Annotated in this window: 21 protein-coding genes; 8 read left to right on the forward strand and 13 right to left on the reverse strand. The window is 39.1% G+C overall.

Going from position 1 to position 26873, the window contains the following annotated elements; genetic code table 11:
* The 7 genes from idi to EFY79_RS12315 all read right to left on the reverse strand — a co-directional run bounded on the left by idi (window position 1) and on the right by EFY79_RS12315 (window position 7157).
* Window positions 1–528 carry an isopentenyl-diphosphate Delta-isomerase gene (gene idi / locus EFY79_RS12285; protein ID WP_123121010.1) on the reverse strand — a complete coding sequence of 176 codons (528 nt, stop codon included), beginning with the start codon at window positions 526–528 and terminating at the stop codon, window positions 1–3.
* A 10-nt stretch (window positions 529–538) separates the two neighbouring features.
* The gene (locus EFY79_RS12290) at window positions 539–1042 is read right to left on the reverse strand and encodes a hypothetical protein (RefSeq protein ID WP_148041913.1); all 504 of its coding nucleotides are present in this window, start codon (window positions 1040–1042) and stop codon (window positions 539–541) included.
* Window positions 1043–1055: 13 nt separating this feature from the next.
* A complete protein-coding gene (locus EFY79_RS12295) occupies window positions 1056–1892 on the reverse strand; it encodes a phytoene/squalene synthase family protein (RefSeq protein WP_123121012.1) in 837 nt (278 codons plus the stop codon).
* Window positions 1876–3375, reverse strand: coding sequence for a phytoene desaturase family protein (locus EFY79_RS12300; protein WP_123121013.1), 1500 nt, complete (start codon window positions 3373–3375; stop codon window positions 1876–1878). The genes EFY79_RS12295 and EFY79_RS12300 overlap by 17 nt, the downstream gene beginning before the upstream one ends.
* Complete coding sequence (locus tag EFY79_RS12305; protein ID WP_123121014.1) at window positions 3375–4301, reverse strand: MerR family transcriptional regulator; 927 nt, start codon at window positions 4299–4301, stop codon at window positions 3375–3377. Before EFY79_RS12305 ends, EFY79_RS12300 begins: the two co-directional genes overlap by 1 nt.
* Window positions 4302–4470: 169 nt before the next feature.
* Window positions 4471–5883 carry a Dyp-type peroxidase gene (locus EFY79_RS12310; RefSeq protein ID WP_123121015.1) on the reverse strand — a complete coding sequence of 471 codons (1413 nt, stop codon included), beginning with the start codon at window positions 5881–5883 and terminating at the stop codon, window positions 4471–4473.
* Between the two features lie 11 nt (window positions 5884–5894).
* A complete protein-coding gene (locus EFY79_RS12315; protein ID WP_123121016.1) occupies window positions 5895–7157 on the reverse strand; it encodes a DUF1634 domain-containing protein in 1263 nt (420 codons plus the stop codon).
* 228 nt (window positions 7158–7385) lie between these two features.
* Between EFY79_RS12315 and EFY79_RS12320 the strand changes: the two genes are divergently transcribed.
* Window positions 7386–12485, forward strand: coding sequence for an adenylate/guanylate cyclase domain-containing protein (locus EFY79_RS12320; RefSeq protein ID WP_123121017.1), 5100 nt, complete (start codon window positions 7386–7388; stop codon window positions 12483–12485).
* Window positions 12486–12778: 293 nt separating this feature from the next.
* Here EFY79_RS12320 and proC read toward each other — a convergent pair whose 3' ends face one another.
* The 4 genes from proC to recG all read right to left on the reverse strand — a co-directional run bounded on the left by proC (window position 12779) and on the right by recG (window position 20608).
* Window positions 12779–13573, reverse strand: a complete 795-nt coding sequence (proC, locus tag EFY79_RS12325) for a pyrroline-5-carboxylate reductase (protein WP_123121018.1) — start codon at window positions 13571–13573, stop codon at window positions 12779–12781.
* Between the two features lie 74 nt (window positions 13574–13647).
* A complete protein-coding gene (locus EFY79_RS12330) occupies window positions 13648–14649 on the reverse strand; it encodes a PorP/SprF family type IX secretion system membrane protein (protein ID WP_233577992.1) in 1002 nt (333 codons plus the stop codon).
* A gap of 34 nt (window positions 14650–14683) precedes the next feature.
* Window positions 14684–18307 carry a DUF7948 domain-containing protein gene (locus EFY79_RS12335; protein WP_123121020.1) on the reverse strand — a complete coding sequence of 1208 codons (3624 nt, stop codon included), beginning with the start codon at window positions 18305–18307 and terminating at the stop codon, window positions 14684–14686.
* Between the two features lie 189 nt (window positions 18308–18496).
* Complete coding sequence (gene recG / locus EFY79_RS12340) at window positions 18497–20608, reverse strand: ATP-dependent DNA helicase RecG (RefSeq protein ID WP_123121021.1); 2112 nt, start codon at window positions 20606–20608, stop codon at window positions 18497–18499.
* 328 nt (window positions 20609–20936) lie between these two features.
* Between recG and EFY79_RS12345 the strand changes: the two genes are divergently transcribed.
* A complete protein-coding gene (locus EFY79_RS12345) occupies window positions 20937–21689 on the forward strand; it encodes a murein L,D-transpeptidase catalytic domain family protein (RefSeq protein WP_123121022.1) in 753 nt (250 codons plus the stop codon).
* Between the two features lie 209 nt (window positions 21690–21898).
* On the opposite strand, the gene EFY79_RS21590 is transcribed toward EFY79_RS12345, so the two are convergent.
* Window positions 21899–22075 carry a hypothetical protein gene (locus tag EFY79_RS21590; protein ID WP_199727520.1) on the reverse strand — a complete coding sequence of 59 codons (177 nt, stop codon included), beginning with the start codon at window positions 22073–22075 and terminating at the stop codon, window positions 21899–21901.
* Between the two features lie 78 nt (window positions 22076–22153).
* On the reverse strand, window positions 22154–22597 hold the full coding sequence (locus EFY79_RS12350; RefSeq protein ID WP_199727521.1) for a hypothetical protein: 444 nt from the start codon (window positions 22595–22597) through the stop codon (window positions 22154–22156).
* Between the two features lie 181 nt (window positions 22598–22778).
* Between EFY79_RS12350 and EFY79_RS12355 the strand changes: the two genes are divergently transcribed.
* The 6 genes from EFY79_RS12355 (at window position 22779) to EFY79_RS12380 (ending at window position 26801) form a co-directional block, all read left to right on the forward strand.
* Window positions 22779–23765: a D-alanine--D-alanine ligase gene (locus tag EFY79_RS12355; RefSeq protein ID WP_123121023.1), complete on the forward strand. Its 987-nt coding sequence runs from the start codon at window positions 22779–22781 to the stop codon at window positions 23763–23765.
* A 44-nt stretch (window positions 23766–23809) separates the two neighbouring features.
* Window positions 23810–24637 carry a PASTA domain-containing protein gene (locus tag EFY79_RS12360; RefSeq protein WP_158605207.1) on the forward strand — a complete coding sequence of 276 codons (828 nt, stop codon included), beginning with the start codon at window positions 23810–23812 and terminating at the stop codon, window positions 24635–24637.
* Between the two features lie 4 nt (window positions 24638–24641).
* Window positions 24642–24950, forward strand: coding sequence for a rhodanese-like domain-containing protein (locus EFY79_RS12365; RefSeq protein WP_123121025.1), 309 nt, complete (start codon window positions 24642–24644; stop codon window positions 24948–24950).
* A 70-nt stretch (window positions 24951–25020) separates the two neighbouring features.
* The gene (locus EFY79_RS12370) at window positions 25021–25857 is read left to right on the forward strand and encodes a sulfite exporter TauE/SafE family protein (RefSeq protein WP_123121026.1); all 837 of its coding nucleotides are present in this window, start codon (window positions 25021–25023) and stop codon (window positions 25855–25857) included.
* A complete protein-coding gene (locus tag EFY79_RS12375; RefSeq protein WP_123121027.1) occupies window positions 25854–26243 on the forward strand; it encodes a DUF1634 domain-containing protein in 390 nt (129 codons plus the stop codon). The genes EFY79_RS12370 and EFY79_RS12375 overlap by 4 nt, the downstream gene beginning before the upstream one ends.
* Window positions 26244–26420: 177 nt before the next feature.
* Complete coding sequence (locus tag EFY79_RS12380; RefSeq protein ID WP_123121028.1) at window positions 26421–26801, forward strand: sulfite exporter TauE/SafE family protein; 381 nt, start codon at window positions 26421–26423, stop codon at window positions 26799–26801.
* Window positions 26802–26873 lie beyond the last annotated feature (72 nt).

The raw sequence follows: 26873 nt of genomic DNA on the forward strand, positions 1-26873 counted from the left end.
TTAAGCGCTTTTGTTTTCCTTTATTTTGCTTATCACCTTCGGTAAACAAATTTTTAGCCACGCAGAAAAATCTTCGGGATGACTCTTAATTGCAGCCGGTAAATCATCAAGAGAAATATATTTCCAATCTTTAGCCTCAGAGGGATTCAAGACCGGCTTCTCATCTGATGTTCCAAAAAATACCCGATCCAATTCATGTTCAATAAGACCGTTACCCAAACTAGCTTTATAAACAAAACTAAATTGATACTCTGTTTCACATTCCATACCCATTTCTTCTTTTAGCCGCTTTTTGATAGTTACATTAATATCTTCGCCATCAATAGGATGACTGCAGCAAGTATTCGTCCATAATCCACCCGAATGATATTTATTATCCGCGCGTTGCTGCAGAAGCAGTTCTTCCTTTGAATTAAAAATAAACACTGAAAAAGCACGATGGAGGCGCCCTGAGAGATGCGCGGGCATTTTTTCCATCAGTCCGATTTCGTTATCATGCTCATCTACCAATATTAAAAGTTCATTCATATTTTTTGTTTTATAACCCCAGTTGCCTTTTCTTTTCTGCGTCGATATAATTGGAATTTCTAAGATAAGGCTTCAAAAATTGTTTCAATTGCGCATCTTCAATTCCTGAAAAAGAATTTTCTAAAAATACCCTATCCGGTTTAATACTTTCATCGTAACCGAGGAAAGAAGGCAAATGCGTTTGCATATTAAATCTTAAAAAAATGAGTTCAATATTTTTTCCATCTACTTTGATTGCATCTTCTAAAATTTTTTTTCCTTTTTTAAAATAAGAAAATTTAGAAAAAGGATTAATCACATGTTTAGCCATCATCATAATGGCGCTGGCCTTATAGCCTGCATAGAGCGGATAATTGCTTTCATTATAAGGCGACAAAAGATGAATCAATTTATTGCATGCAGATTCATTGGCAACTGATTTTTCATAAAGCGCTCTTATTTCACTTAACGGCGGTTCTTTGGCGAAAGAAAACGCGCTGATGAATAGTAAAGCAATAAATAACCCCGATTTCATTTCCGTACTTTTTTCATACAAGATTCATTTTATTGACTATAAGGCTATTTACCATAAGGCCAAACTTTTTACCGTTATTAATCCTGATTCTTTCATGTAAAATGCGATGCGCCGGCAATTTTTTTATTTTATTAAAAAGAGCCATATAATAAACATATGCAAGGTAAACACCAGCCTTTGAAGAATTTGGTAATTTTTTTATTCCTGAAAGTGCCGACTTAAAATCATGTTCTATATCGTGTTCTATCTGGCTTTTTACATCGCTGCTAAAGCTGCTCATAGTTACATTCGGAAAATAAATTCTTCCTAACACCGCGTAATCATCCTTCATATCTCTCAAAAAATTTACCTTTTGAAAAGCCGCACCCAACTTCATCGCAAAGGGCTTAAGCTCTTCATACAATCCTGGTTTTTCTGCTGTGAAAACACATAAGCACATTAGTCCAACTACTTCCGCAGAACCCAAAATATACTGCTGGTATTTTTCATGTGTATAATCGACTTTCTGCAAGTCCATTTCCATGCTTTTCAAAAAAACATCTATCAATTCCAGCGGAATCCCGTATTTATTTACTATATCCTGGAAGGCATTGAGGACAGGATTGATAGAAATTTTGTATTCAATAGCTTCGTACGTTTTGATTCTAAACTCATCTAATAGTTTCTTCTGGTCATAACCTGAAAAGCTGTCCACAATTTCATCAGCCAGCCTTACAAATCCATAGATGGAATAAATCGAATCGCGCAAACTGTGATTTAAAAAATGGATTCCCAACGAAAAACTGGTGCTGTAAGTTTTTGTGGTGTGCCTGCAAATATCCACCGAAAGTTTGTCAAATATCGACTTCATACTTTTTGCTTTTTAAATATTTTAATAATTCATTTGAAGCTATTTTTCCTGAAATAAGCGACGGCGGCACCCCTGGCCCTGGAACCGTAAGCTGCCCGGCATAAAACAGATTTTTAATTTTTTTATTCCTGATTTTTGGCTTTAAAAATGCCGTTTGGCGTAACGTATTTGCAAGGCCATACGCATTGCCTTTATAGGCATTGTAATCATCTATAAAATCATTAATGCAATAGCTGCTTTTGTAATCAATAAAATCCTGTAAGTCCTCACCAAGATAATTTTCCAACCGTTTAATCATAATCGCAAAATATTTTTCCCGAATAGAGGCCTCATCTTTTAATCCAGGTGCAATTGGCATTAAAAAAAATAAGTTTTCATGTCCCTCGGGTGCAACTGTGTTATCCGATTGAGAAGGGCAACACACATAAAACAAAGGCTTTGCAGGCCATGAAGGAGATTTGTAAATCTCAACCGAATGCGGGTACAGCGCTTCTTCAAAAAATAAGGTGTGATGCCCGATATGGCGAATTCTTTTTGAAAGGCCCACATAAAAAATCAGTGACGAAGGTGCAAAGGTTTTTTTCTGCCAATAGCTCTCATCATAATTTTTATATTCTTTCGGAAGCAAATATTCTTCAACGTGATGGTAATCTGCTGAGGCGATAATTGCGTCGAAATCAAGTTCTATGCCGTCCACTGTTATGCTGTGTGCAAGATTTTGGTGCACATTGATTTTATCCACCGTGGAATTAAAATAAAATGAAACGTTTTGATTCCTGCAAATAGATACGATGGATTGAACCACTCTCCCGAAACCGCCATTCATTGGATACCAGGTTCCCAGTTTTAAGCCGGCGTAATTCATGAGACTATACAAGGCAGGCGATTGCTGCGGCATAGCCCCTAAAAATAAAACAGGAAATTCCATCAAGGCGATAAGATCCGGATGGGAAAAAAACTTTCTTACATGTTTACTAAAGGATGAGAAGATTTGCAGACTCAGAGCCTGTTTTAAAATTTTTGAATCCGCAAACTCGAACATAGAATTACCAGGCATGTAAACCAGGTTTTCCATCGCGGCTTCATACTTATGGCGCGCTTCCTGCATAAAGCTGTCTAACCGATCTGCGCTTCCAGGATCGGTTTTTTCAAACAAATCCCTTAGCTGCGCATAGTTAGTGGGAATGCTCATTTTTCTTCCCCCGGCCAACACTACATCAAACGAAGGATCTAATAATTTCAGACTATACCAATCGGAAGTTTGATACCCAAAATCATTAAAAAAGCGCTCGAACACATCAGGCATCCAATACCAGCTTGGTCCCATATCAAATAAGTACCCTTCGTTCGTTTCTAACTGACGTGCCCGTCCTCCCGCAGTCGCGTTTTTTTCAAACACATGAACTTCATGGCCAGCTTCAGAAAGATATGCCGCTGCACTTAAACCCGAGAAGCCCGCCCCTATGACCGCTATTTTTGCCATCAACTCTTGTTTATATTTTTATCATTATATTTAAACGAATATTCAGATAATGCTAATTGCAGGTTCTCCATTGAAGAAAGCACTTCAAAATTTTTATTCAATTTTATGGATTGTAATTGTTTAGCATCGGCAGCAATTTTTATATTCTTATTTTTGAACCGGCGGCCCAGGTCATTCATATATTCTCCCAGCACCTCTTTTGAATCATTGTGGGTTAAAAATAAAAGCAGATTGTCAGGATTGGTAATCGCTGCTGCCTCCACTACTGACTGTAGTGGCACATTTGAACCAAGATAGACAGATTTGAAGCCTTCTTTCCGGATTAAATAATGGCTAAAGAGCAAACCAATTTCGTGAAATTCATTTTCGGGTAAAAAAAGTAGCCATGAATTTTTTTTATCGTTGCCGGCCGGTAACGAATCAATAAGGGTGAATAATTTCTGCCGGATAATATTACTGATAAAATGCTCTGCAGCAGGAAGTATAAGATTTGTAGCCCACATCAAACCGATGCGCTTTAGCATTGGATAAATAACTTTAAGATAGCTTCCCTCTACTCCATATTTAACCAGGCAATGACTTATTAATTTATCGAAATTTATCTCATCAAAATTCATTCCTGCAGCTATCAATTGCAATATGAAATATTCGTGGGTATCGATATTCTCTTCTGATGGCCGCAATCGCTGTTCTAATAATTCAAACAGTTTTTTATCAGACATTGTACTTATTTCAGAAATTTTATAATTCGCCTGCACCAGGCTAACAATATTTAACAAGCGCCTTAACTGGTCATTGTCGTAATAGCGCGTATTTCCTTCAGAACGGCCAGGTGAAAGTGCATTATATCTTTGCTCCCAAATCCGTATCGTGTGCGGTTTGATACCCGAAAAGTTTGAAAGCTGAGAAATAGAAAATAGATTCATTTGTTTAAATAATATCAAATATATTTAAACAAAATGAAAAGGCAAAATTTTGTTTCAGATTTAATACGAGCTGCATTTTTTAAGTAAAGCAGCAATGAGCATCAGTTTTTTTACGCGCAACCCATTATCTAACCTAAAAAATAAAATCCCTCTTTTTGTTCGTCTACTATCAGATGGTGCTTAAATATTCAACGGCGGTGATAGAAGGGAAAAAGAAATAGGCCCCGCCCCTAACCGTTACAAAACTTTTCAATCCTTCTACATACTCATTATGGGTTTCAGTGGGAATTGTAAATTGCTGAATCACACCTTCAGCAGGATTTTCTTTTACCCCGATAAAAGGATCGGGATCGGCATAAAGCTGTTTAAATTTTGGATACGCGGCCCATGTATATTGAATAAATTCGAATTGGCGATTAATGTCTGCATTGAAGCACCCGAACAAAACGCCCACTTCATCTGAAGGTGTGTGATTCGTGGCCGATGCGGTAAATTTTTCTCCGTACGACCGGGTGCGGCGCATGATTCTGTGTTTGCGCGTAAGTTTCAACGATTCTGCCGGTTTACTTTCTTCAAAATTATCGCGTGGATTGGTTCTGCGTGCATGGGCGCCAAATGGGCATCGCAGACCGAACTTGTCAGTCTCGATGTACACAAAATCATTATCGTCAGAAAGGGTGCCTGGGTCCGCATCTGGAAATTTTACCAAAGGGGCGCCGCCCGGCCAGCGTCCCATCATCTTTGCAGCCATTTTTGTGCTTTCAGAAGGATTCAGGCTTCCATCCGCGTTTTTCGTTTTTTCATTTAAAAAGTTCCAAAACCCGTCTACATCTTCCTTTAATTGTCGCAGTACGAAGTACGTTCCGTTGCGCCCCAAATCCTTTTGGCCCGTACCTTCAGGATCAGAAGTAAGCATCTCCATTTTGCCTTGTGCTTCTTTTAAAAGCGGCGTATCAGGATGCACATCGTATTCATTTTCGTAGCCAAGCACAAATTCGCCAGCCTTAATTTTATCTCGTTCATGTCCTTCAACTCCGCTTCCGATAATAATTGGCTGCGATATCCCTTCCCGAAAACCAAAATGCTCTTTTCTTTCAGGAAAAGTATCTGCCCGCAGAACATGTGAAATTTTTAATCCATTTTCTGAAAACTCCTGCTGCAATGCAGCATCCTGCATACGCAGCTCATCTTCGGAAGAAGTAAACACCATTAATACCAGATGAATGGGCGCATTGGCAGGGCCGCCCCATTGCCATTTTTGCGGATCGCTGCTTTCATGATCGCCTAAAAGCCTTTGCCTGTGAGGCGTTACCATTCCTTCCCTGAATTCACGGATAAAAAACCGCAAATTTTTTTCGTGCAGGCCAAGCGCAGCAAGCCCTGAAGAGGTAAACCCTATATTCGTAAAACTTTGATTATTATTTTGATGATTGGCTGAAGTGATCCTGCCAGCTATTTCCTTTAAATAGTTTTTAGCCTTTTCTTTATTTTCAATCTCCAGAAGATAATAATTTGAAAAAGGCTTTTCAAAATAATTATTTATAAGAAATCCCTGGATTTGAGATAATTCCAATTGTTCCATTAATTTTCGGTTTAAAATCTTTTTAAAAAAATTTGCGCTTCATCTTCTGAAAGATCCTTTACCAATTCATTTCTGATTAAAGTATTGTTGCTAATATTCTTTATGGAAAGATCATGATAGGCACTATACCAAACCTGCGTAAGAATCTGTGTGCCGCGGCTCCATGCCAGGAAATGTTCTTCATCATAGGCGCCTCCGGTAAATAAAAATTTTGTCTTCGGAAAATTAACAGTGTTGCTGAATATGCCGGTAAGCCCCCACCCTGATTTATCTATAAAATCACAGAGATATTGATTCCAGCTACCGTCAAAATTGCTGAAAAACATCATGTGCTTATCATTATCAAATAACACCCAACGGGCAAAATGTATCGTAGGAATTCCCATCAATTTTCCGTTGACAAACAAATTTTTTATCAATGTTCTTGCAAACAACATTTGCGCATGCACTGTCGCCAGCCGCACAAAGCCAGGTTTCATTACAAGCACTTGTGTGAATTGATTTTGATTAATGAGGTCTTCATCCGTTTCAAGCCGGCGAACAAGGTCATCGTTTAATTGGCTGCGTTTATCATAACAATTTTTATCTCTTCTCTCATAAAAAAAATGAACGATTAAAATCCAGACAATAAGAATAGGTGATAAAATTAAAATGACCAATCCCATAATAATTAATCCCGGCCAGTTTTTTTTCGCAATACGCTCCGGTTTTTTTGCCCATTCAAACTCCGGGTTTTTAAATACTTCTTCTTTAACTGCATTTTTAATTTGCACAGCGCTCTTCCCTTCCCACGATTTACTGTTGGTAAAATTCCGGATAAACTTTTTTAGCTGGTCTTCCTGCTGAATTTGCTTCAGACTTCGCCCCGGCGCGCCCACATAAAAAGCGTCAGTTTTAATTTTCCATTTTAAAAGATAATTTTTCCTGCTTTGAACGGTTCTTTCCGCCGGCGCCGGGTAATCTTTACAGCATTCATACAACTCATCAAAGTATTCAGGAAAAACAGTTACAAGCGCTTCGGCATGTGTATCTTCATCCCCGTCAAAGTTAGAAGAGAAAACCAGCCGCACCGGCACAGGAAATGCGGTTGTATCCCTAAATGAACTTTGTTGTAAAATAAACCAGCGCGCATAATGCAGCGTTCCCAGGCGGTTAAACCTTTCATTCAAACCATGGTTTAAGCCCACCTTAAATTTCTCAAGAATTTCATTCAATTTCTGAAAGCTGTCTTCCCTCACCGGGGTAAGCAATGTCAACGGATTTTGATTAGTCATTTTTAGTAGAAATTATTTGGAAAGCAGTAAGGTTTTCTTAGGGATGGAAAGCGATAATTAATTACTAAAGTAACAATTTTAGAAATAGGCTTTAAGAATATTTTTCCCGTGATTTATTCAAAACTTTTGTTACTTTCATAGAAACCAATATCCCGCTAAATTTCCTGCTGCTTAGAAAGTTATCACAGATAGTTGCTTTGATTTGGTATCAATTGAATAATTATAAGAATGATAAAAAATATTAACCATTCTAATGTGGTACACTATGGTTTTGATTCAATCCTTGTCAAGTGGGATATGAGCGGCCTGGGCAAGCCTTCATGTGTCAAAATATTGAAAAATGAATTTGCAGATCCGGAAAAAGTTGCCCAGCTTGATAATGAATTCGAATTGTGTTCGCGCCTGAAATGCAGCCACATCCGAAAGGCGATACGCCGCGAAAAAATTGAGGGAAATGAAGCCCTGCTATTAGAATATATAGAAGGCAAAGATTTAAATAAAATCCTCCAAACTGAAAGACTTTCTTTTCCGCAGAAGCTGCATATGGCTATTGACATCGCTTCAGCGCTTACCTGCCTGCAAAAAGAAAACATTTTTCACAGAAGGATTCAGCCTTCCAACATTTTAATTGAACAATCTACCAACAAAGTTTTCCTGATTGATTTTGCCTTAGCTACCGAGGGAAATGTGTTTGAAGAAGCTAAGACGATTTTAAATGAAAAAGAAATTGAATCTCTTAGGTACATAGCTCCCGAACAAACAGGACGGATTAACCATGTGTTGGATCAACGGGCGGATCTATATTCTTTGGGATTAATATTTTACAGGTTATTTTCCGGCCATCTCCCTTTTGATAGCGAAGAAAAAATGGAGCTTATTTATGCCAACATTGCCAAAACGCCGGAAAACCCGAGCGAACTTGATCCAACTATTCCCAATATTATTTCGGAAATAATTTTGAAGCTTCTTGCTAAAAATGCTGAAGACCGTTATCAATCAGCCTTTGGTGTAAAAGCAGATTTGGAAAAATGCCTTGAACAATTTAACCTGGATGAAAAAATTGATGACCTCAGGCTAAAGGGTTTTCAAATAGCCGAAGCAGATTATTCGGGCAAACTGAATTTTCATAATGTGCTTTATGGAAGAGACAACGAGATTAAAAAATTGAATAGCCTGTATGAAGATTGCAGGACTGGACACAAAAAAATCCTGGTGATAGCCGGCAATTCCGGCAGTGGAAAATCATCGCTGGTGGATGAATTTAAAAATTCAGTATTTAATAAAAAAGGAATTTTCTTAAAAGGAAAATTTGACCAGATAAGCTCTGAGGCGCCCTATACTACCCTGATTCAAACTTTCAATGAGTTGGTTCAGTTAATTCTTGCCGGGGACAAAGCTTTTAAAGCAAAATGGACAAGGAAGATTTCTGACGCCATTGGGAATTCAGGAAAAATCCTGACACAGTTTATGCCTGGCATTGAAAGGCTTATTGGAAAACAAGGTGAATCTTCAGAACTTCAAGGCCTTGAAGCGCAGAATCGTTTTAATTATGAATTCACACGCTTTTTCAAAAGTATTGCCGAAAAAGATTCCCCATTGGTGTTATTTGTAGATGATATGCAATGGGCGGATACTTCCTCACTCAATCTTTTCAACACGATTGGGGAAAGCCGCGATATCGGATACGCCTTACTTGTTGGCGCCTATCGCGAAAATGAAGTCCACGAAGACCATCCGCTTTATAAAAATCTTTTGAAATTAAAAGGAGATAATATTGAGGTTGAAGAAATTCATCTTAAAGATTTAACTTATCAGGATGCCTTTTCGTTGGTCAGTTCCACGCTTCATTCCAACCAGGAAAATGTGTCAATACTTTCCCAGATTATTTTTAATAAAACAAAGGGCAATCCTTTTTACGTAAAGCAATTTCTTAAATCGGTTTATGATGAGGGCCTTTTGCATTTTGATTTTGAATCCCTGAAATGGAATTTCAATTCAGACCTGATATTACAAATGAATGTATCAGGCAATGTAGTGGAATTAATGACTTCTTTTATTAAAAAGCTACCCGCCGATAAGCTGGAACTTTTAAAAATTGCTTCCACAATTGGCACTCAGTTCAACAAAAGAAGCCTGTCGTTAATTAAAGAAACCAGCGAAAGAACCATAGAAAATTTGTTACACCAGTCAGTAGCCGAAGGATTTATTATGGTTTCCGACGAAGGTTATAAATTCGGGCACGACAGAATTCAGCAGGCAATATATTCGCTTATTCCGGACGACGAGAAGGCAGCAATGCATTTGCGTAACGGCCAAAAGCTAACCGTAAGCTACAGTGAAAAAGAACTGGACGAAAAATTATTTGATATTGTAAAGCAATGGAACCTGGGCGCTGAAAAGATAGTTTTAAAAAAAGAAAAAGAAAACCTTGCGCGCCTGAATTTAAAGGCAGGTCTTAAGGCAATGGCATCTACTGCATTTCACCAGGCTCTTGCTTATTTTGAAAAAGGTTTGAAAATGCTGGATGAAGATGATTGGACAATTCAATATGATTTTATTTTAGAGTTTACGGCTTACGCTGCAAATGCCGCCTACCTTTCAGGCGAATATGAAAAAGTAGATTTGTATGTTGGAATTATTTTAAAGTACAGCAAATCTTTAATAGATTCTATCAAAGGCCATGAAATTATTATTAAAAAATTAATTGCCCAAAACCAGCATTTTGATGCAGTTAAGGAAGGCCTCGAAATCCTTAAAAAAATGCATATAAGGCTTCCTTTAAAGCCTGGCAAATTTGAAGTTTTAAAAGAGCTTTTGAAAATCAAATTTCTGTTGCGTAATAAGCCTGCCGAGTATTACAATCAACTCCCGGAGATGAAAGATCCGGAAAAAAATGCGGCGATGCGCATTCTATCTGACATCTCTTCTGCCTCATTTTTTGCAGTTCCCGCTCTCGTGCCTTTGCTTGCCTTCAAGATGATTAGGCTGACAGTGAAATATGGCTTATCAAAAAAGTCTCCATTTAGTTTTGTTGCTTATGGATATATCCTGAGCGTATTTTTAAATGAAATTGATAAAGGAATCCGGTTTGGAGAAATTGCTTTGCAACTGGCAAAAAAAATACATGCTGACGAATTAATCGCTTCAATCATTGCCACTAATAATTTATTCCTTGTACATAGGCGCGTGGCCATTGCGGATACGATTCCGGATCTTGAAAAGGCATTTACCAGCGGCCTCGAATCGGGCGATAACGAATATGCTTCGTATGCAGCGCACAATATCGTTTATCAATTATATGTGATGGGCTATCCGTTGCCAGACCTTGCAAAACGGGCTACAGCCCTTGAATTGAAGATTGAAAAGTTTCAGCAGGATCTTACATTCAGGCGGCTTCGGATTTTTCACCAATCTGCACTGAACCTGCTTGAAGAAAAAGATCATCCTGATGTTTTTACAGGTGAAATTTTTGATGAGTCAGAAATGGATTTGAAAGAAGTAACCAAGAATACTGAAATCTATTTTCAAAACTTATATCTTCAAAAGTTACATCTGGCGTTGATATTTAACCTGAAGTTGAACGCAGAAAAATATTTGCCCATAGTTGAAAAATACCAGGAAAGCGTGAAAGGGACTACTCTTTATCCAATGTTTTATTTTTACCGCTCCCTGGTCATTACTGACGTTTCTCCGGGTGCTGCAAACATGAGCCAAATTTTAATGCAGGTAAAAAAAGATATTGCCGAAATAAAAAAATACGAAAAATATTGCTCCACTAATTATGCACACAAAATAATATTGCTGCAGGCAGAATATAGCTATCTCACCGGCCACAATGAACGGGCAAAAATTTATTATGATAAGGCGCTGAAAGAAGCAACGCAGGCTAATATCACAAGCGACCTTGCATACACATGGGAACGGGCGGGCAGCTTTTTTCTTAATACCAAACAAGATATTCTTGCCAACTTTTACCTGCAAAATGCCTATAGAATTTATAAACGCTGGGGAGCGGTCGCCAAGCTAAAGCAGATGGAAAACAATTATATCCAGCTTAAAAATGGGCCTGCGGCCGAATGGCAAAATCAATTTATGGAAGAACCTGGAATGAGTCAAACCGCGGACATCGATTTGGAATCCGTGCTGAAAGCCTCAGTTGCCTTATCAGGTGAAATTATTTTACCGCGGCTTTTGAAAAAAATGATGCAAATCATTATGGAAAATGCCGGCGCGCAATCAGGTTTCCTGATTATGGAAAAGCAGGGCCAAAAATTTATTGAAGCTGAAATCAGGGAAGGAAACGAAGAAATCAAGATACTTCAATCTATCCCCGTCTCTGAAACCGAGCTATTGTCAGAATCAATTGTAAATTATGTTTACCTGACCCAGGAAACGGTAATCCTTGATGATGCGTGCAAGAGTGAATTATTCGGCAACGATGATTATATAAAAAATCACCAGTGCAAATCTATTCTTTGTATTCCCCTGTTAAATATGGGAAAAATCCAGGCTGTCATTTACCTCGCCAACAGCCTTACCACCGGGGCTTTTACGGCAAAGGGCGTTGGCATACTAAAATTACTTGCTGCTCAAATGTCAATTTCGATAGAAAATGCTTTATTCTATAATGAGCTTGAAAATAAAGTAAAAGAAAGAACCAGCGAGCTGCAAATTGAAAAGAAAAAATCTGATGATCTTCTTTTAAACATCCTGCCTGAAGATGTAGCAAATGAGCTGAAACAAACAGGCCACACGCGCCCCAGGAATTATGAGATTGCCACTGTTCTGTTCACAGATTTTGAAAATTTTACGAGCAAAAGCGCGTTGCTTTCTCCTGAAAAACTGGTTCATCTTATTGACACTTGTTTTACCAAATTTGATGCGATTGTTTCTGAGTATAAGATGGAAAAAATCAAAACGATTGGTGATTCCTATTTGTGCGTAAGTGGCGTTCCTGACCCGCAATCACATAATCCTGTTAACGCTATAAAAGCTGCAATCGAAATAATAAATGCCATAAAAATTTTAAGAAGCGGCCCTGAGGGTGAAAATTATTTTGACATCCGTATCGGCGTTCATACAGGGCCGCTGGTGGCAGGCGTTGTGGGCGACAAGAAATTTGCTTTTGACATCTGGGGAGACACCGTGAATACCGCGTCGCGAATGGAACAAAACAGCGAGGCCAATAAGATAAATATTTCCAGGGCTACTTATGATCTTGTCAGCGATAAATTCGAGTGCCTCTACCGCGGCAAAAAGGCCGCCAAAAACAAAGGGAAAATCGAAATGTATTTTGTAGAAAGCGAGATTTTGATTCCTTACTTATGAATATCGCAAAATAAAAAAATAGTTATTTGTTCGTTTACTTCCAGTTCTATTTTTCTGCAAGCAATTTTTCTATTAACTGCTCAAATTCCTTTTTAAATTTCGTGTAATATTCGCAGGTTGCCGGGCCATTAAAACCACTGTCAATTTTCAAGAGCAAAAGAATACTTTTTCTAAAAAAAAATTATGGTAAGCGTGTTATCATTTTAGAAACTATTTTCTAATCAGATACTTTCTTTAGTAAAGCAACAAATAATAACAAATTGTATTCTGCATCTTTGACCGCAGGAAGCGCGCTAAGTTTTTTCAATTTTTTTATAGCTTACAGCAATGCCTTTTATCAATGAAGAACTAAAGCCCTGGTGTTCCATTTCGTTTAAACCTGCTATGGTACAGCCTTTCGGGGTAGTCACTTTATCAATCTCCTGTTCAGGATGACTTCCTTTCTGCATCAATAATTCCGCTGCGCCTTTTACGGTCTGCTCCACAATCAGGCTGGCTGTGGCCACATCAAAACCTATTTCTATTCCCCCCTGGATGCTTGCCCTTATGAATCTCATCGCATAGGCCGTACCGCACGAGCCCAAAATAGTGGCAGCCTCCATAAGCTTTTCATCAATGATCACTACCCTGCCTAAAGAAGAAAATATTTTTTCTATCGTTGCCGCCTGGCTTTCATTTGCATTGGTATAGCTCAAGCAAGTCATACTTTGCTCAATCGATATTGCTGTATTAGGCATTGCCCTGAAAACGGGAATATTCTTCTTAATAATTTCCTGCAATTCTGAAATTAATACACCGGTGGCTACAGACACCAATAAATGCTTTTGGGTAAGTTTTGTTTGAAAGCTATGCAATACATCGCTTACCTGGTAAGGCTTTACAGCAAGTATGATAATTTCGCTTTGCTGAACTGCTTCGGCATTATCAGAAATTATAGCTACACCTTTCTCGCTCAGTTTTTTGAGAGATTCAATTCTTCTTTTTGTAATAGTAATATCCGCGGGATCGCAAAATTTATTTTTTAACAATCCTTCTGCAATGGCAGATCCCAGATTGCCCCCGCCAATAATGGCAATTTTTTTATTCATGATCTTGTGTAATTAAAAATATTTCTTTTTCTTTTTGCAAAGATGAATACGGATGTTGTAATAACAAATTTAGATTAAAAAACAGGGCAGAGTGTTTGTTTCCTGTCTCCTGCAAATGTATTGTAATCCCCTTTATACAAGAGATTAAATTCATCTGCTCCAAAAGAATGGTTATATGTTTTCAGAGAAGAACTGGTAACGTCGTAGCTGAATGTAAACCGCATTCTGTTAATTTGCAGGCCCACCATTGGAATGAGGGCGTCATTATAACGGTAAAATAAACCGCCGATAAGTTGCTTATCTCCATCTCCTGAAAGATTGTATGCAGCGCTGATGCCGGCCACGAGTTCACTGGCGTTGGTCATTCTTGTATAATATGCGGCAGGGTTAATGATCACGTTACTGTTTAATTTAAAAATTCCATTTATAAAACCGATATGCCTCATATCAAGCCTGCTCGAATTATCATCATCAAAAAAAGTTTCCTTTGGCCTGTTCACGTGGTGAATGGAATATCCCGCATTGATATAAACATTCGCCGTAGGAAAATAAGCATAATTAAGGCCGGCCTGCATATCAAAATAACTCACACTGTTATTGAGCAATTGGACAGAAGTTGGTAAAGTTGCATCAAAAAATTTACCATCGAACTGGTCAGGAAAAGTAAGTTTGCTTTGGTCAATTCTTTTGTTTGCCCAGCCAACATTAAAACCGGCAGTCAACAAACTGCTTGCGCCGAGCATTTGATGGTACGCCACTGAAGCATATATTTTGGTGGAAGTAAGACTGCCACTCCCGGCAACATCGCGCAAAATAACGCCTCCAAGGCCCATCCAGCCGGTTTCAATTCTATCCCTGAAAACCTGTGCATCACCATAAATGCTCATCGTTTTATAAGGAACAGCCATAATATTAGAGTACTGATTCCTATACGATGCGCCAAGCCTGTAATCAGCATCAGGAATAAAACCGGTATTGGCGGGATTGGTAAGTAATGGGTTATTAAAAAACTGGGAAAAATGCAGATCCTGGCCCAAGGAAAGCTGGACCGCTCCCAGGAAAAGCAAAGAAAACAAAAATGATATTTTATGATTTTTTATCATCTTTAAATTATCGTAATAGTGTTATGTCGCCTGTCTTTGTTATCTTCAGACCGTTTGAAAAAGTTACAGCCAGCGTATAGCTGTATACATCCATTGGCTGCAATTTTCCATTAAAAGTGCCATCCCATCCGCCTTTCAAGTTATTGCTTGTATAAACTTTCTGCCCCCACCTGTTGTAAATGTTCCACTCCATTTCTTTGATTCCAAAACCAACCACTCTAATCGTGCTGTTCGCGCCAAATTTGCCCGGGGTAAATGCAGTAGGTACATCTACTAATGGTTTCACAATTGCCTGCACCTCGATACAGGTGTCGTCGGCACAACCAAATTCATTTGCTGCATTGAGGCAAACTGTATAGGTGCCGGTTGCATTAAAGAGGTGGCGTGGATTTTCAAGGTTAGATGTGTCTCCATCCCCAAAATCCCAGGCATACGTGCTTGCTCCAATTGACTGGTTAATAAAATTAACGAATGAATTTTCTTTAGGAACCAGGGGATTAAAGGTGAACGAGGCGGTGGGAATCGGGCTAACTGTGATCACAAATGAAGTATCATCCAGTTTGTTGCACGAGGTTGAATCATACGCGGTTAATTTGATAATATACTTACCAACTTTGGAATAAAGATGAGTGGGGTTTTCTTCAGTAGAACCAGTGCCGTCGCCAAAATCCCACGAAAAGCTGATGCCGCCCAAAGAATTATTTTGGAATACGGCATTATAGGGAACACAGCCGGCAGCCGGAGTGGAGAAAGAAGCTTTTACCTCCGGAGAAATCCGGATAGTTCTTACTGTATCACCAGGTGAATTACAATAAGTTGTATCGTTTATTGAAAGCGATACTTTATAAGTGCCCGGCCCGGCGAATGTATGATTGACTGGGTTTTGTGTTTGCACCACCAAAGGCGAATTATCACCAAAATCCCACGTAAATATTCCTGGTCTAAATGATCCGCGCGTTGGGGAAGAGGTATTGGTAAAGTCGTAGCTTAGGTTTGTACAAGGTTCCAGCTTTTGGGCAAGGAAACCAAGGTTTGCCTTATTGTCCCCGGCTTTAATTGTTCTGTATGAAGTGTCTGCAATATTACAGGTGGCACTGTCGATGGAAACCAACATCACAGGAAAAAGCCCGGTTGTTTGGTAGACGTGAGAAGTGGAAGGCACAGTTGTAGTGTCGCCCGTGCCATCTCCAAAATACCAATAATATAATTTGCCTTTTTTGAGCGTGTCTGAAAAATCAACTGCTAAAGGAACACAACCTGCGGTATCATTTGCTACACCATTGATGCTCGTATGCAACCCGGAACGAACGCCGGCAAAATCCATTTCGATTTTTAACATCCCAAGGTTGCAGGCTCCATTTTCACCAATAGATTGATTTGTTTTAGACCAGGAACCAGGTGTGCCTGGAAAGGCAACGCTTTTGAAACAATTGGCGCAGATAGCCTGGTAAATAATTCCGTTCCTGTCAAACCGGCTTGTGCCGCCATCTACGTGATCGCCAAAAGTAATAGGCGCCGTTCTTCCGGGCGGATCTTCCTGTCCGAAAAATGAACCATATAATTGCGATTTTGCATCTTTTTCAAGTACAAAAAAATAGAAATCACTACCTGATGCATCAGTCCTTCCTTTTATGGCATCCGGGGTTACCGGCAATCCTTTAGTATTGCCGGTAGAAAATCCGCTGTTTGATTTTCCACCCCAGCCTGACACGTATATATTCTGGCAACGGTCAACCAGAAAAGCTGTTGGTGAAATATTTGGTACCTGCGAATTGACTGATCCAAAAACTGTAGAATAAACGAAGTCAGAAAGGTCTGGTTTTAATTTTGAAATAAATTGCTTACCGCCTGAATTTGAATAGTTAGCATTAATTACTTTCATATTTCCTTCAGATGTGCCCATTACATATACAAACCCAAATTTGTCCGACTCAATACCGTAAATCTGGTCTGCCTTATCGGTGCCAATATAGGTTCCTCTGACTGCACGGGTACCATCGCTTGTCATTTCTACTACAAATCCATCACAGGGATCAGCATCCTTGCTTCCGGAACCGAGATTGGCATTCGTGGATTTGATCACATTGGCCGTCGGCACATTCGCAAAAAAATCTTTACTCGCAGTGCCGCCTGCCACATACACATTTCCGGTGATACCAAAAGCCAAAACATACGCAGCATCATCATCGCTACCCCCAAGTAAAGTGCTAAACAAAAGTTGGTTGCAGGAGGGGTTTATTTTCAAAAGCACTGCATCTTGTTTACCTTTTAGCCGGGTTTGAAAAGCGCCGGGCGTAGTTGGGAAAGCGTTGTTAGGATTATTTCCGCCCGAAGTAGTACAGGATGCTACATAAATATTATTAGCGCCATCCAGCAAGACTTCACTTCTTGCATCATCCCCATAATTTCTCTTGAGCGATTGAAGAAAATTACTATGGTCGTCTGAAATATTTACACCATCATCCCCCGAACCGCCAATTTTCATTGATCCAATGATACCAGTGCCGCTGGCATTCAGTTTGGTCACTATAATATCGAAACTGCCGCCCGCACCGGCCTTGGCAGTTGCAGGATAATTGCCCGAGTTGCTTCTTCCTGCGATTACTAAATTCCCCAACGGATCCTCAATAAGACTGTGGGGCTGATCGGAACCGGTTCCACCGATATAAGTTGCATAAATCCTGCGCTTACCATCCGGCGATAATTTAATAATTGCAATATCAAAATCGCCGCCGTAGGCCTTTTGATAAGCTCCGGGAGAAGCAGGGAAGCCGTTTCCGAATGCAATACCGCCCCCGTAAAATGAGCCATCCTTACCATAAGTAGCGGTAAAACCCCAATTATCCGCCGTACTACCGGAATAGGTGAAAAAAATTAAAGTAGGATCGATAATGAGTGTTTTATCAGGAGAATAATCTTTCACTTTGAATCGTACCACATCTCCTTTTATTTCATACCGGCAATCCAGCTCTGTTTTTTGATTATCGATAACCTGGTAAGTATAAGGCTTCAATTCTTTATTTATGCCGAGCGATGTTACAATATGTAATTCACGGTTTTTTACAGTTATCTTTTGGGGGCCTGAATATTTCATGGCGATATCGCTTATTCTTGCACCAGGGTTTACTATAAAATCATATTTCAAATTTCCTGCGGCGTCTGTGTAATACCGGAGATCAATGTTGGGGTATATATTTTTGTAAGTAACTCCAAGATAAATTTTACAATCAGATGCCCACTTAGACGGATCATTTCCAATAAAATAGTTATTAACTGAAGGAACTTCTTTATCAGGAATTATTACCGGAGTCTGCGCATTTAAAAACTGAACCGAATAAGAATCTGTGCGAACAGAATCTTTCCTTATTTGCCTGTTTACTGCCCCGGTGTAGTGCTCCTCGTGCATGCGGATTTTAATATTCTCCACATCGCCGGCATTATATTGTGCAACAGTAAACCCTTTATCTGTTAAAAAAAATGAGCCGCTACCAGCACTGCTCATGAATTTAACTTTCGGATCCCATTGTCCTTTATTTTCAATAAACTCTACCTGGGCCCACAAATTTTCAGTGGCAAAACAAATTGCAAAGACAAAACCCAGGAGTTTTATATAAAAATGTTTCCTTTTCAAAAAATAATTTTATAGGTCAAATAAATCGATGGAAATCTAATTTCCCCAAAAGCATTTATTAATTAAAGCTCATAAACAGTTATTATGAAACAAAAATAAATTTACGAAACTATCAGAAGAAGAAAAGGAAATTAATTTTCTGTATTTCAATTTAGTAGCTTCTTAACATAACCATTTTAATTAAATAAGTTACGAAATTTTGCTCCATGCAGTTTTCCCTTTTTCACTTTGCAAAAATTCCTTCAGGCACTGATTTTCCGCGGATATTAAAGCCGGATCTTCGGCAATAATTTTTTCCGACGCCAGCCTGGCTGCTTCGAGTATTTTTCTGTCCTCAACAATATTGGCGAGCTTAAAATTGAGCAGGCCGCTTTGTCTTGTGCCTTCAATATCGCCGGGGCCGCGAAGGTCTAGGTCCTTTTCCGCAATTTTAAATCCGTCATTGGTTTCACACATTATCCGTAAACGTTGTTTTGCATCTGCAGATAATTTAATCTTTGTGCTCAGAATGCAATAACTTTTTTCATTGCCCCTGCCCACTCTGCCACGCAACTGGTGCAATTGGGGCAGCCCAAATTTTTCAGCGCTTTCAATTACCATCACACTCGCATTCGGAACATTCACACCTACTTCAATTACGGTAGTTGAAACCATAATTTGTGTATCGCCTTTTACAAACCGGTCCATGTTGGTTTGCTTTTGTGCCGGTTTTTGTTTGCCATGCACCATGCTGATATAATATTTAGGTTCAGGAAAATAAGCTTTCACTTCTTCATAGCCCTTCATCAAATTTTCAAAATCCAGTTTGGCAGATTCTTCAATCAATGGATAAATAATATAGGCCTGTCTCCCTTTTTCAATTTCTGAACGGATAAAATTCATCACCTGCGGCCTGGCATATTCCATCCGGTGGACAGTTTGCACCGGGATTCTTCCGGGCGGCATTTCATCCATAACACTATAATCCAAATCACCATAGGCAGTCAATGCCAAGGTTCGAGGAATCGGAGTTGCCGTCATCACAAGTATATGAGGATTTATTTCATTCTTATCCCAAAGCCTGGCCCTTTGCGCTACGCCAAACCGGTGCTGCTCATCCACAATGGCAAGGCCGAGGTTTTTAAATTGAACCACGTCTTCAATCAAAGCATGTGTCCCTGTTAATATCGTAACTTCTCCCTCGAGGGTTGCTTTGAGCATTTCTCTTTTTTCTTTAGCAGTTGACGACCCGGTAAGAATTCCAATTTTTACGGGCATTCCCTTTACGAGGCTTTTTAAACTTTCAAAATGCTGGCGCGCCAATATTTCGGTAGGCGCCATAAAGCAACTCTGGTATCCGTTGTCGGCTGCCATAAGCATTGCCATCAAAGCCACCATGGTTTTGCCGCTCCCCACATCGCCCTGCAACAAACGGTTCATTTGTTTGCCACTGCCCACATCTTTGCGGATTTCTTTCAAAACCCTTTTTTGTGCGCCGGTGAGTTCAAACGGAAGGCGATTTGCATAAAAATCGTTGAACAGGCTTCCCACTTTTGAAAACAAATGCCCTTTTGAAAGCGTATTTCTTTTAAAGCGCACAAGCCCCATCCTGAGCTGGGAAATAAAAAGCTCTTCAAACTTTAACCGCTTCACCGCATTTTCGTAATCAGCAGCAGAGGCGGGAAAATGAATGTTTGTAAGAGCGTCAAAACGCTTTACCAGCCTGAATTTTTCAATCAATTCTTTGGGAAGATTTTCAGGAATATCTTTTTCTGATACAATTTGCAAAAGGGCAAAGGTTAGTTTGCTCAACTGCCTGCCGCCAAGGGATTTTGATTTTAGCTTTTCAGTAGCGGGATAAACCGGTTCAAGAAAACTTTTCGGATGGCTATTTACTTCTGTCACCTGTTCCATTTCGGGGTGGGTAATCTGTGGCGTATTATTAAAAAATCCGGCCTTTCCGAAAGCGAAATAATAAACGCCAACATGCAGATTTTTTTGAATCCAGTTGATACCCTGGAACCACACAAGTTCCAACTCACCCGAACCATCATATAAGGTAGCCACTAATCTTCTTCCATGCCTTTCCCCCAAAATTTCTACAGAAGTAAGTTTGCCCTTTACCTGGATATAATCGCTCTGATAATTTATTTTAGAAACCGGCGTAATCTGAGTTTTGTCGATATGGCGAAAAGGATAATAAAATAACAAATCTTTAAACGTAAATATCGAGGCCTCTTTTCTCAAAACATCTCCTTTCAGAGGGCCTACACCCTTGAGGTATTCAATTGGGCTTTTTAATATGGACGTGGAATTTGAAATGACTCAGTCTTTTTAAATTATAAGGCAAATCTCACAAATATAATCAGATGCTGCGAGAGTTTTTAATCAATGTAAAGCTGATTATTGCACAATAAAAAGTAAAAAAAATAGTTATTTTATCATGTGTTAAAGCGATTGTAAATCACGCCGGTATTGACAGCATGATGTTTCCTGCAAGCATATTCAATCGTAAATTTGCACAGCAATTGAAAAATTTAATCCATTTTTTAATCCAAATAAAGCTGATAAACACTGATCCTTGAAAACCTCTCAGAATTTGGGCATTCGTGTTTTGTTGCTTATTTTTAAAACCCTGTAAAATTACCGAATGAAAAAAAAGACGAAGAACCTTGTTCTGCTTAGGGTACTCTTGCTGCTTCTTATTCCAATGATTTTTGCCTTTGCAACATTAAAACCCGAGACAAAAATTTACCACGCTACCATCACAAAAGCTGTAAAAAGTGCAACTGATTTTGTAAGTAGTAAAATGATGATTTACGACAGCTTACAATTAAACAATCTCGGATTGTCAAAGCGCGCCTTTGAAGAAGGAATAAAGGGTTACAATGTTTTACGTTCACAAGGAAAATTAACTAATGAAAATGTAATTTCTATTGTTGACTTCAGCTTGCCGTCTTCACAGAAACGTCTTTTTGTAATTGACCTGGAAAATTTCAAATTGTTATTTAATACGTACATCGCCCATGGAATGAATTCAGGAAAAGAATATGCAAGGCGCTTTTCAAACAAGCCGGAAAGCCACATGAGCAGCCTGGGATTTTACGTTACCCAGGAAACTTATTATGGCGAACACGGGCTTTCATTAAAACTTGAAGGGGAAGAAAGGGGAATCAATGACAATGCGGCCAGCCGTGCTATTGTGATTCATCCTGCAGATTATGTAAGCGAAAAAACATTAAAATCACTTGGCTATCTGGGCAGAAGTTATGGTTGCCCGGCATTGCCTGCAAAATTTGCCATGCCCATCATCTCTACTATCAAAGACGGTTCATGCTTTTTTGTTTACAGCGATAATGATACATATTTTTCGAAATCCCAACTACTCAATTTTAACTCATAAAAATTTTAATCCGCACTTCGCGGGTTTTTTTATATCTACGAGCCATAGCAGCAGTAAAAGAACAAAAAAAGAAGATTTTTGTTTCGTGATCTAACGCCTGGTTGCAGGAAAGTAATTTAATGTGCCGACTGCCTGACACCACGAGCCGAATGTAAAATAAAAAAGTTGACTATTCTTTCCACGTACCGGTATGAGGTCCGTTTGCTTTGTCAGGCAAGTTGTTTCTCTTTTCGTTTTGCTGTTGCCTTTTTCATGGTCTTTTTAAGTTTAAGCTTTTCTTTATTGGCAAGAATGAAATCGCTGATTGCCTTTTCTTCTTTTTTTGTCAGAGGATTATTTTGTTCACCAATAAAATCTACATCTAATTCTTTTGTTTTGTTTTTCATTTTAAAAATATTTATTAATTAATTTTAAGGCTGCCGTTGTATCAATAATCATAATCCTCCCTCCTATATGCATTGCCCCTAAACTGTCAATGTAGTGTTGCACAAGTTGAGTTTCGAAAAGAACGACACATTTCCTTCGTGTCCTCTCTGGAAAGAAAGTTTACAGGCGAATGCAATCAAATTTCCAGGAACTCCTGTGTATATCTTGCTTCTTCCTTTATTGAAGGGCGCACTTTCAACAAGATGCATATAAACATGGTCAGGTTTGACTTCAAGACTTATCAACCCCTGGATTATTTGTTGATTGTTTACTATCGTCAATTTGTAAATATCCCGTTCAGGTTGTTTATATTCAAATTTCCAATCAAATTGCCATTTGTTTTTTTTCGTTATTTCTTTCAGGTCAACAAGTGTTACAATAGAAATATCGGTTGCAAAACTGTCGCCCGTTACTACATTTTCAATCGAATTAGTCAGCTTGTCAACTTCAAAATCAAGTCCTGTGTCTTTTTGTTTCTTCACCCCTCGAATTTACGAAATATGTGTCTGTCTGGCAAGTTAGATTGTTGATTGTAGAATGTCCGCTGGCATCACCGCAACTTGCATCACCGCTCTGAATTCTTTATGCATTTCAACTAATTTTTCGCCGGTTTCAATTTTTCAAGATTTTTAAATTTATTTTACAGTTAAATCTGGCCAATTAATGAACAAACCTAAAATAGCTTTTGTAACCGGTGGCTATTCCGGCGAAGCCGAAATTTCTTACAAGTCCGCAAAAACAATTGAAAAAAATATTGACCCCGCAAAATTCGAATATTACAAAATTGATATCACTCCCGATGGCTGGTTTTATGAAAACGACGGCAAAAAATCAGAGGTAGATAAGAATGATTTTTCTATCATTCATGAAAACCAAAAGATACATTTTGACGCCGCATTGATAGGCATACATGGCACGCCCGGCGAGGATGGAAAATTGCAGGGGTATTTTGATCTATTGCAATTGCCCTATACCTCCTGCGATTGTGCTGTTTCAGGACTTACGTTTAACAAACGATACACTGTTGCCGTAGCCGCATTCTCCGGCATCCGGGTGGCCAATTCAGTTTTGCTTTTTAAATCAAAATATCAGGGCCCGGATTCTATCATCAAAAATTTAAAGTTCCCTCTATTTGTAAAACCGAATAATGGCGGTTCCAGCATCGGCATGAGCAAAGTAAATTCGCCTTCGGAAGAGTTGGGCGCCGCTATTGAAAAAGCTTTCAAAGAAGATGACCAGGTGCTCGTAGAAGAATTTGTAAAAGGAAGAGAGCTAACAATCGGTGTCTTTAGTTCAAAAGGGAAAATAATAGCGCTGCCCATAACAGAAATCATTTCCAAAAAAGATTTTTTTGATTTTGAGGCGAAATACCTCGGAGCAAGCGAAGAAATTACGCCCGCTCACATCAGTGATGAAATTGCCGCCCACATAAAAGAGCAGGCAACAAAAATTTATCAAATATTTAATTGCAGGGGAATAGTGAGAATCGATTTCATCTACAATGAAGAAGAGAAGCGCGCTTATATGCTGGAAATAAATACTGTACCCGGCCAGACGGATGCCAGCCTGGTTCCACAACAGGTAAGAGCAATGGGCTGGACATTGATGGATTTTTATACTGCCCTGATTGAGGAATGTTTCCCTGCTTAAATGTATTAAATTGCAAACTTTATTTTTTCACTCATATATGTACTGTGTTTAGATTTATTGCAAAACAAAGTTTCTTAGTAAACCTCGCGGTGGCAGTGGTTTTAGTGTTTTTGTTGGGATTGCTTTTCTTTCAGTCTTTGGGATGGCTTACACATCATGGCGAATCGCTGCGGGTGCCATCAGTAGTCGGAAAAAACGTTGACAGCGCTGTTGAACTTTTAAAAGACCAGGGATTTGATGTTATCATAACAGATTCATTGTACAACGACAGCATTCCTTTAAACACGGTAAAAAAACAATTACCCGATCCGGGCGCAACAGTAAAAGTAAACCGGACAGTTTTTCTAAATGTGAATCCTATCACGCTGCCGATGATTGAGATGCCTAATCTTGAAGGACTAAGCTATCGCTTTGCAGTGGACAAGCTACTCAAAAATCATTTGCAATTAGGAGATACTACCTACAAACCTAATTTTATGAAAGGCTCTGTTCTCGCGCAAAAATATAATGGCAAAGACATTCCATTTGGTGCAAAACTAAGATGGGGATCAAAAATTGACCTTGTAATCGGTGGCGGACTGGAAGCCGTTAAAATCCCCGTTCCCGACCTAACAGGAATGACGGTAGCCCAGGCGAAACAATTGCTGACGGACAAAGGAATAATGCTCGCAGCAATTCTTTCGATAGAAACTATTTCAGATACTGCTAATGCTTACATCTTCCGCCAAAATCCTGAAGTAAATAATTTTGACAGCACATCTAATTATATTCAACCCGGACAAACGATGGATATATGGATACAACCTGAACCCCCTGTGAGGGACACTTTAAAAGTTGTAAAACCCGATAGTTTACACATAATAAAACATTAAGGCTATGACCACAATTTCTCCCGAAGAAGTAAAAGAAAGATTGGATAAAGGCGAAAAACTTAACCTCGTAGACGTGAGGCAGCCGGAGGAAACCGCTGAATACAATATTGGCGGTATTGCGCTGCCACTTGGCGATATACAAAATATGCAAACAGATGCTATTGATAATCTGAAAAATGAAGAAGTAATTTTTTATTGCCGCAGCGGCAACAGAAGCGGAATTGCAGCTATGATAATGGACCAGGCAGGATTTTCCAATACAAAAAATCTTACCGGCGGCATGCTGGCCTGGCGTGACAAATTTGATAAGTAAAATAAAAAAAACGCTTATTCATTGCTTCACTGCAATAGCCGGATTTTCATTTTACTTCTAAAAAAATTGAATGACGGTTCTTCTATTTTCACTCATAGTATTGGCTGGGTCATTTCTTGCGGGACTTGTAGGCGCACTCACGGGCCTCGGCGGTGGAGTAATCATTATCCCGATGCTCACACTGCTTTTTGGAGTAGACATTCATTATGCAATCGGCGCTTCTCTCATTTCAGTTATTGCCACATCTTCCGGCGCTGCTGCAGCTTATGTAAAAGAAGGCATTTCAAATATCAGGATTGGGATGTTTTTAGAAATCGCCACTACGCTTGGCGCCGTAGGCGGAGCAATGATTGCCGTGTATGCACCAACTGATACCATTGCGGTTATCTTTGGATTTGTGCTGGTTTTTTCTGCTGTAATTTCCTTAAAAAAGAAAAACGAAAATTTAGTTCAATATAGCGGTGGAAAGCTGTCGCAAATTTTAAAACTCAACAGTTCTTACCCAACCGAACATGGTGAAATCAGTTATGCCGCACACAATGTTCCCGGCGGTTTTATCATGATGGCGATTGCCGGGTTAATCTCCGGGCTTTTGGGCATTGGTTCAGGCGCCCTCAAAGTAATTGCTATGGATCATTTTATGAAGCTGCCTTTCAAAGTGTCAACAACAACCAGCAATTTTATGATTGGCGTAACGGCAGCAGCGAGCGCCGGCATTTATATGCAAAGAGGTTATATTAATCCTGGTCTCTCAATGCCTGTAGTGCTTGGCGTAATTACGGGCGCATTTTTAGGATCGAAAATTTTAGTGAAGTCGAAAACACAGTGGCTACGGATTCTCTTTGCATGCATTATTACTTTTCTTGCTGTGCAAATGATTTATAATGGAATCACAGATAAAATATGAAGAACGAAAGAAAAATATCGGACGTTGATATCGAATCTGTGATGGGCAGGCTTCTTATTACAGGCGTTATTATTTCAGGCGCACTTATTCTCTTTGGCGGGGTTTATTATCTGCTTGAAAGAGGCCTTTCTATCCCCCATTATAAAACTTTTGTGGGTGAGCCGTCTCATCTTCGCTCCGTTAAGCAAATTTTTAAGGGCGTCATTCATTTCGACAGTTTATCCATCATTCAACTGGGGCTTTTGTTGTTAATCGCTACTCCCATTTCGCGGGTAATTTTTTCTGTCATCGGATTTTTCTTCGAAAAAGATTACCTGTATGTAGTTATTTCATTCATAGTTTTAATCATCATCGCCTACAGCATTTTTAGTGTGGCTACGGGTTAACGGAATAAAAAAAGCAATTACAATTCTATTTAGCAGGTAACATTGAAATTATCAGAGATACCGCCATTTGGCCGGACAATTGTTTAGAGAAAAGACTTATCTTTTATTTTGAAACAATATTGAGTGAAATTTCTATCAATAAACTTTGAAATATTCCTTAATCAAAATTTATAATTTATGGATTTACAGTACCTGCTGATTGTCGCGCTTATTGGAATAGCTGCCGGAATGCTTAGCGGCTTGTTAGGCCTGGGCGGCGCTATTATCATAATACCTGCCCTTATTTTTTTCCTGGGATATTCCCAGCAAACAGCCCAGGGAACAGCGCTGATCATGATGGTGTTGCCTGTGGGCGTCCTCGCTGCCTATCAATATTACAAAGAAGGTTATGTTGAAATCAAAACGGCCTTGATCATGGCAGTATTCTTTTTTATTGGTGGCTACTTCGGGGCCAGGTTTGCAACAGAAATTCCACAAAGCCTGCTGAAAAAGTTATTCGCTATTATGTTGATTATTCTCGCTATCAAAATGTTATTTTTTGAAAAAGCAATAAAATAAAACGATGAAAAACAAATGTATTCCGGCGCATCGGATACATGTTCATAACTTTGCAATCAGTTTAAAAAAAAG

Source organism: Hanamia caeni, from assembly GCF_003721595.1.
GTDB lineage: Bacteria > Bacteroidota > Bacteroidia > Chitinophagales > Chitinophagaceae > Ginsengibacter > Ginsengibacter caeni.

Excerpts from the sequence above, each read along its gene's own strand:
- idi (WP_123121010.1), bottom strand. The coding sequence starts at position 528 with ATGAATGAACTTTTAATATTGGTAGATGAGCATGATAACGAAATCGGA.
- EFY79_RS12290 (WP_148041913.1), bottom strand. The coding sequence starts at position 1,042 with ATGAAATCGGGGTTATTTATTGCTTTACTATTCATCAGCGCGTTTTCT.
- EFY79_RS12295 (WP_123121012.1), bottom strand. The coding sequence starts at position 1,892 with ATGAAGTCGATATTTGACAAACTTTCGGTGGATATTTGCAGGCACACC.
- EFY79_RS12300 (WP_123121013.1), bottom strand. The coding sequence starts at position 3,375 with ATGGCAAAAATAGCGGTCATAGGGGCGGGCTTCTCGGGTTTAAGTGCA.
- EFY79_RS12305 (WP_123121014.1), bottom strand. The coding sequence starts at position 4,301 with ATGAATCTATTTTCTATTTCTCAGCTTTCAAACTTTTCGGGTATCAAA.
- EFY79_RS12310 (WP_123121015.1), bottom strand. The coding sequence starts at position 5,883 with ATGGAACAATTGGAATTATCTCAAATCCAGGGATTTCTTATAAATAAT.
- EFY79_RS12315 (WP_123121016.1), bottom strand. The coding sequence starts at position 7,157 with ATGACTAATCAAAATCCGTTGACATTGCTTACCCCGGTGAGGGAAGAC.
- EFY79_RS12320 (WP_123121017.1), top strand. The coding sequence starts at position 7,386 with ATGATAAAAAATATTAACCATTCTAATGTGGTACACTATGGTTTTGAT.
- proC (WP_123121018.1), bottom strand. The coding sequence starts at position 13,573 with ATGAATAAAAAAATTGCCATTATTGGCGGGGGCAATCTGGGATCTGCC.
- EFY79_RS12345 (WP_123121022.1), top strand. The coding sequence starts at position 20,937 with ATGAAAAAAAAGACGAAGAACCTTGTTCTGCTTAGGGTACTCTTGCTG.
- EFY79_RS21590 (WP_199727520.1), bottom strand. The coding sequence starts at position 22,075 with ATGAAAAACAAAACAAAAGAATTAGATGTAGATTTTATTGGTGAACAA.
- EFY79_RS12355 (WP_123121023.1), top strand. The coding sequence starts at position 22,779 with ATGAACAAACCTAAAATAGCTTTTGTAACCGGTGGCTATTCCGGCGAA.
- EFY79_RS12365 (WP_123121025.1), top strand. The coding sequence starts at position 24,642 with ATGACCACAATTTCTCCCGAAGAAGTAAAAGAAAGATTGGATAAAGGC.
- EFY79_RS12370 (WP_123121026.1), top strand. The coding sequence starts at position 25,021 with ATGACGGTTCTTCTATTTTCACTCATAGTATTGGCTGGGTCATTTCTT.
- EFY79_RS12375 (WP_123121027.1), top strand. The coding sequence starts at position 25,854 with ATGAAGAACGAAAGAAAAATATCGGACGTTGATATCGAATCTGTGATG.
- EFY79_RS12380 (WP_123121028.1), top strand. The coding sequence starts at position 26,421 with ATGGATTTACAGTACCTGCTGATTGTCGCGCTTATTGGAATAGCTGCC.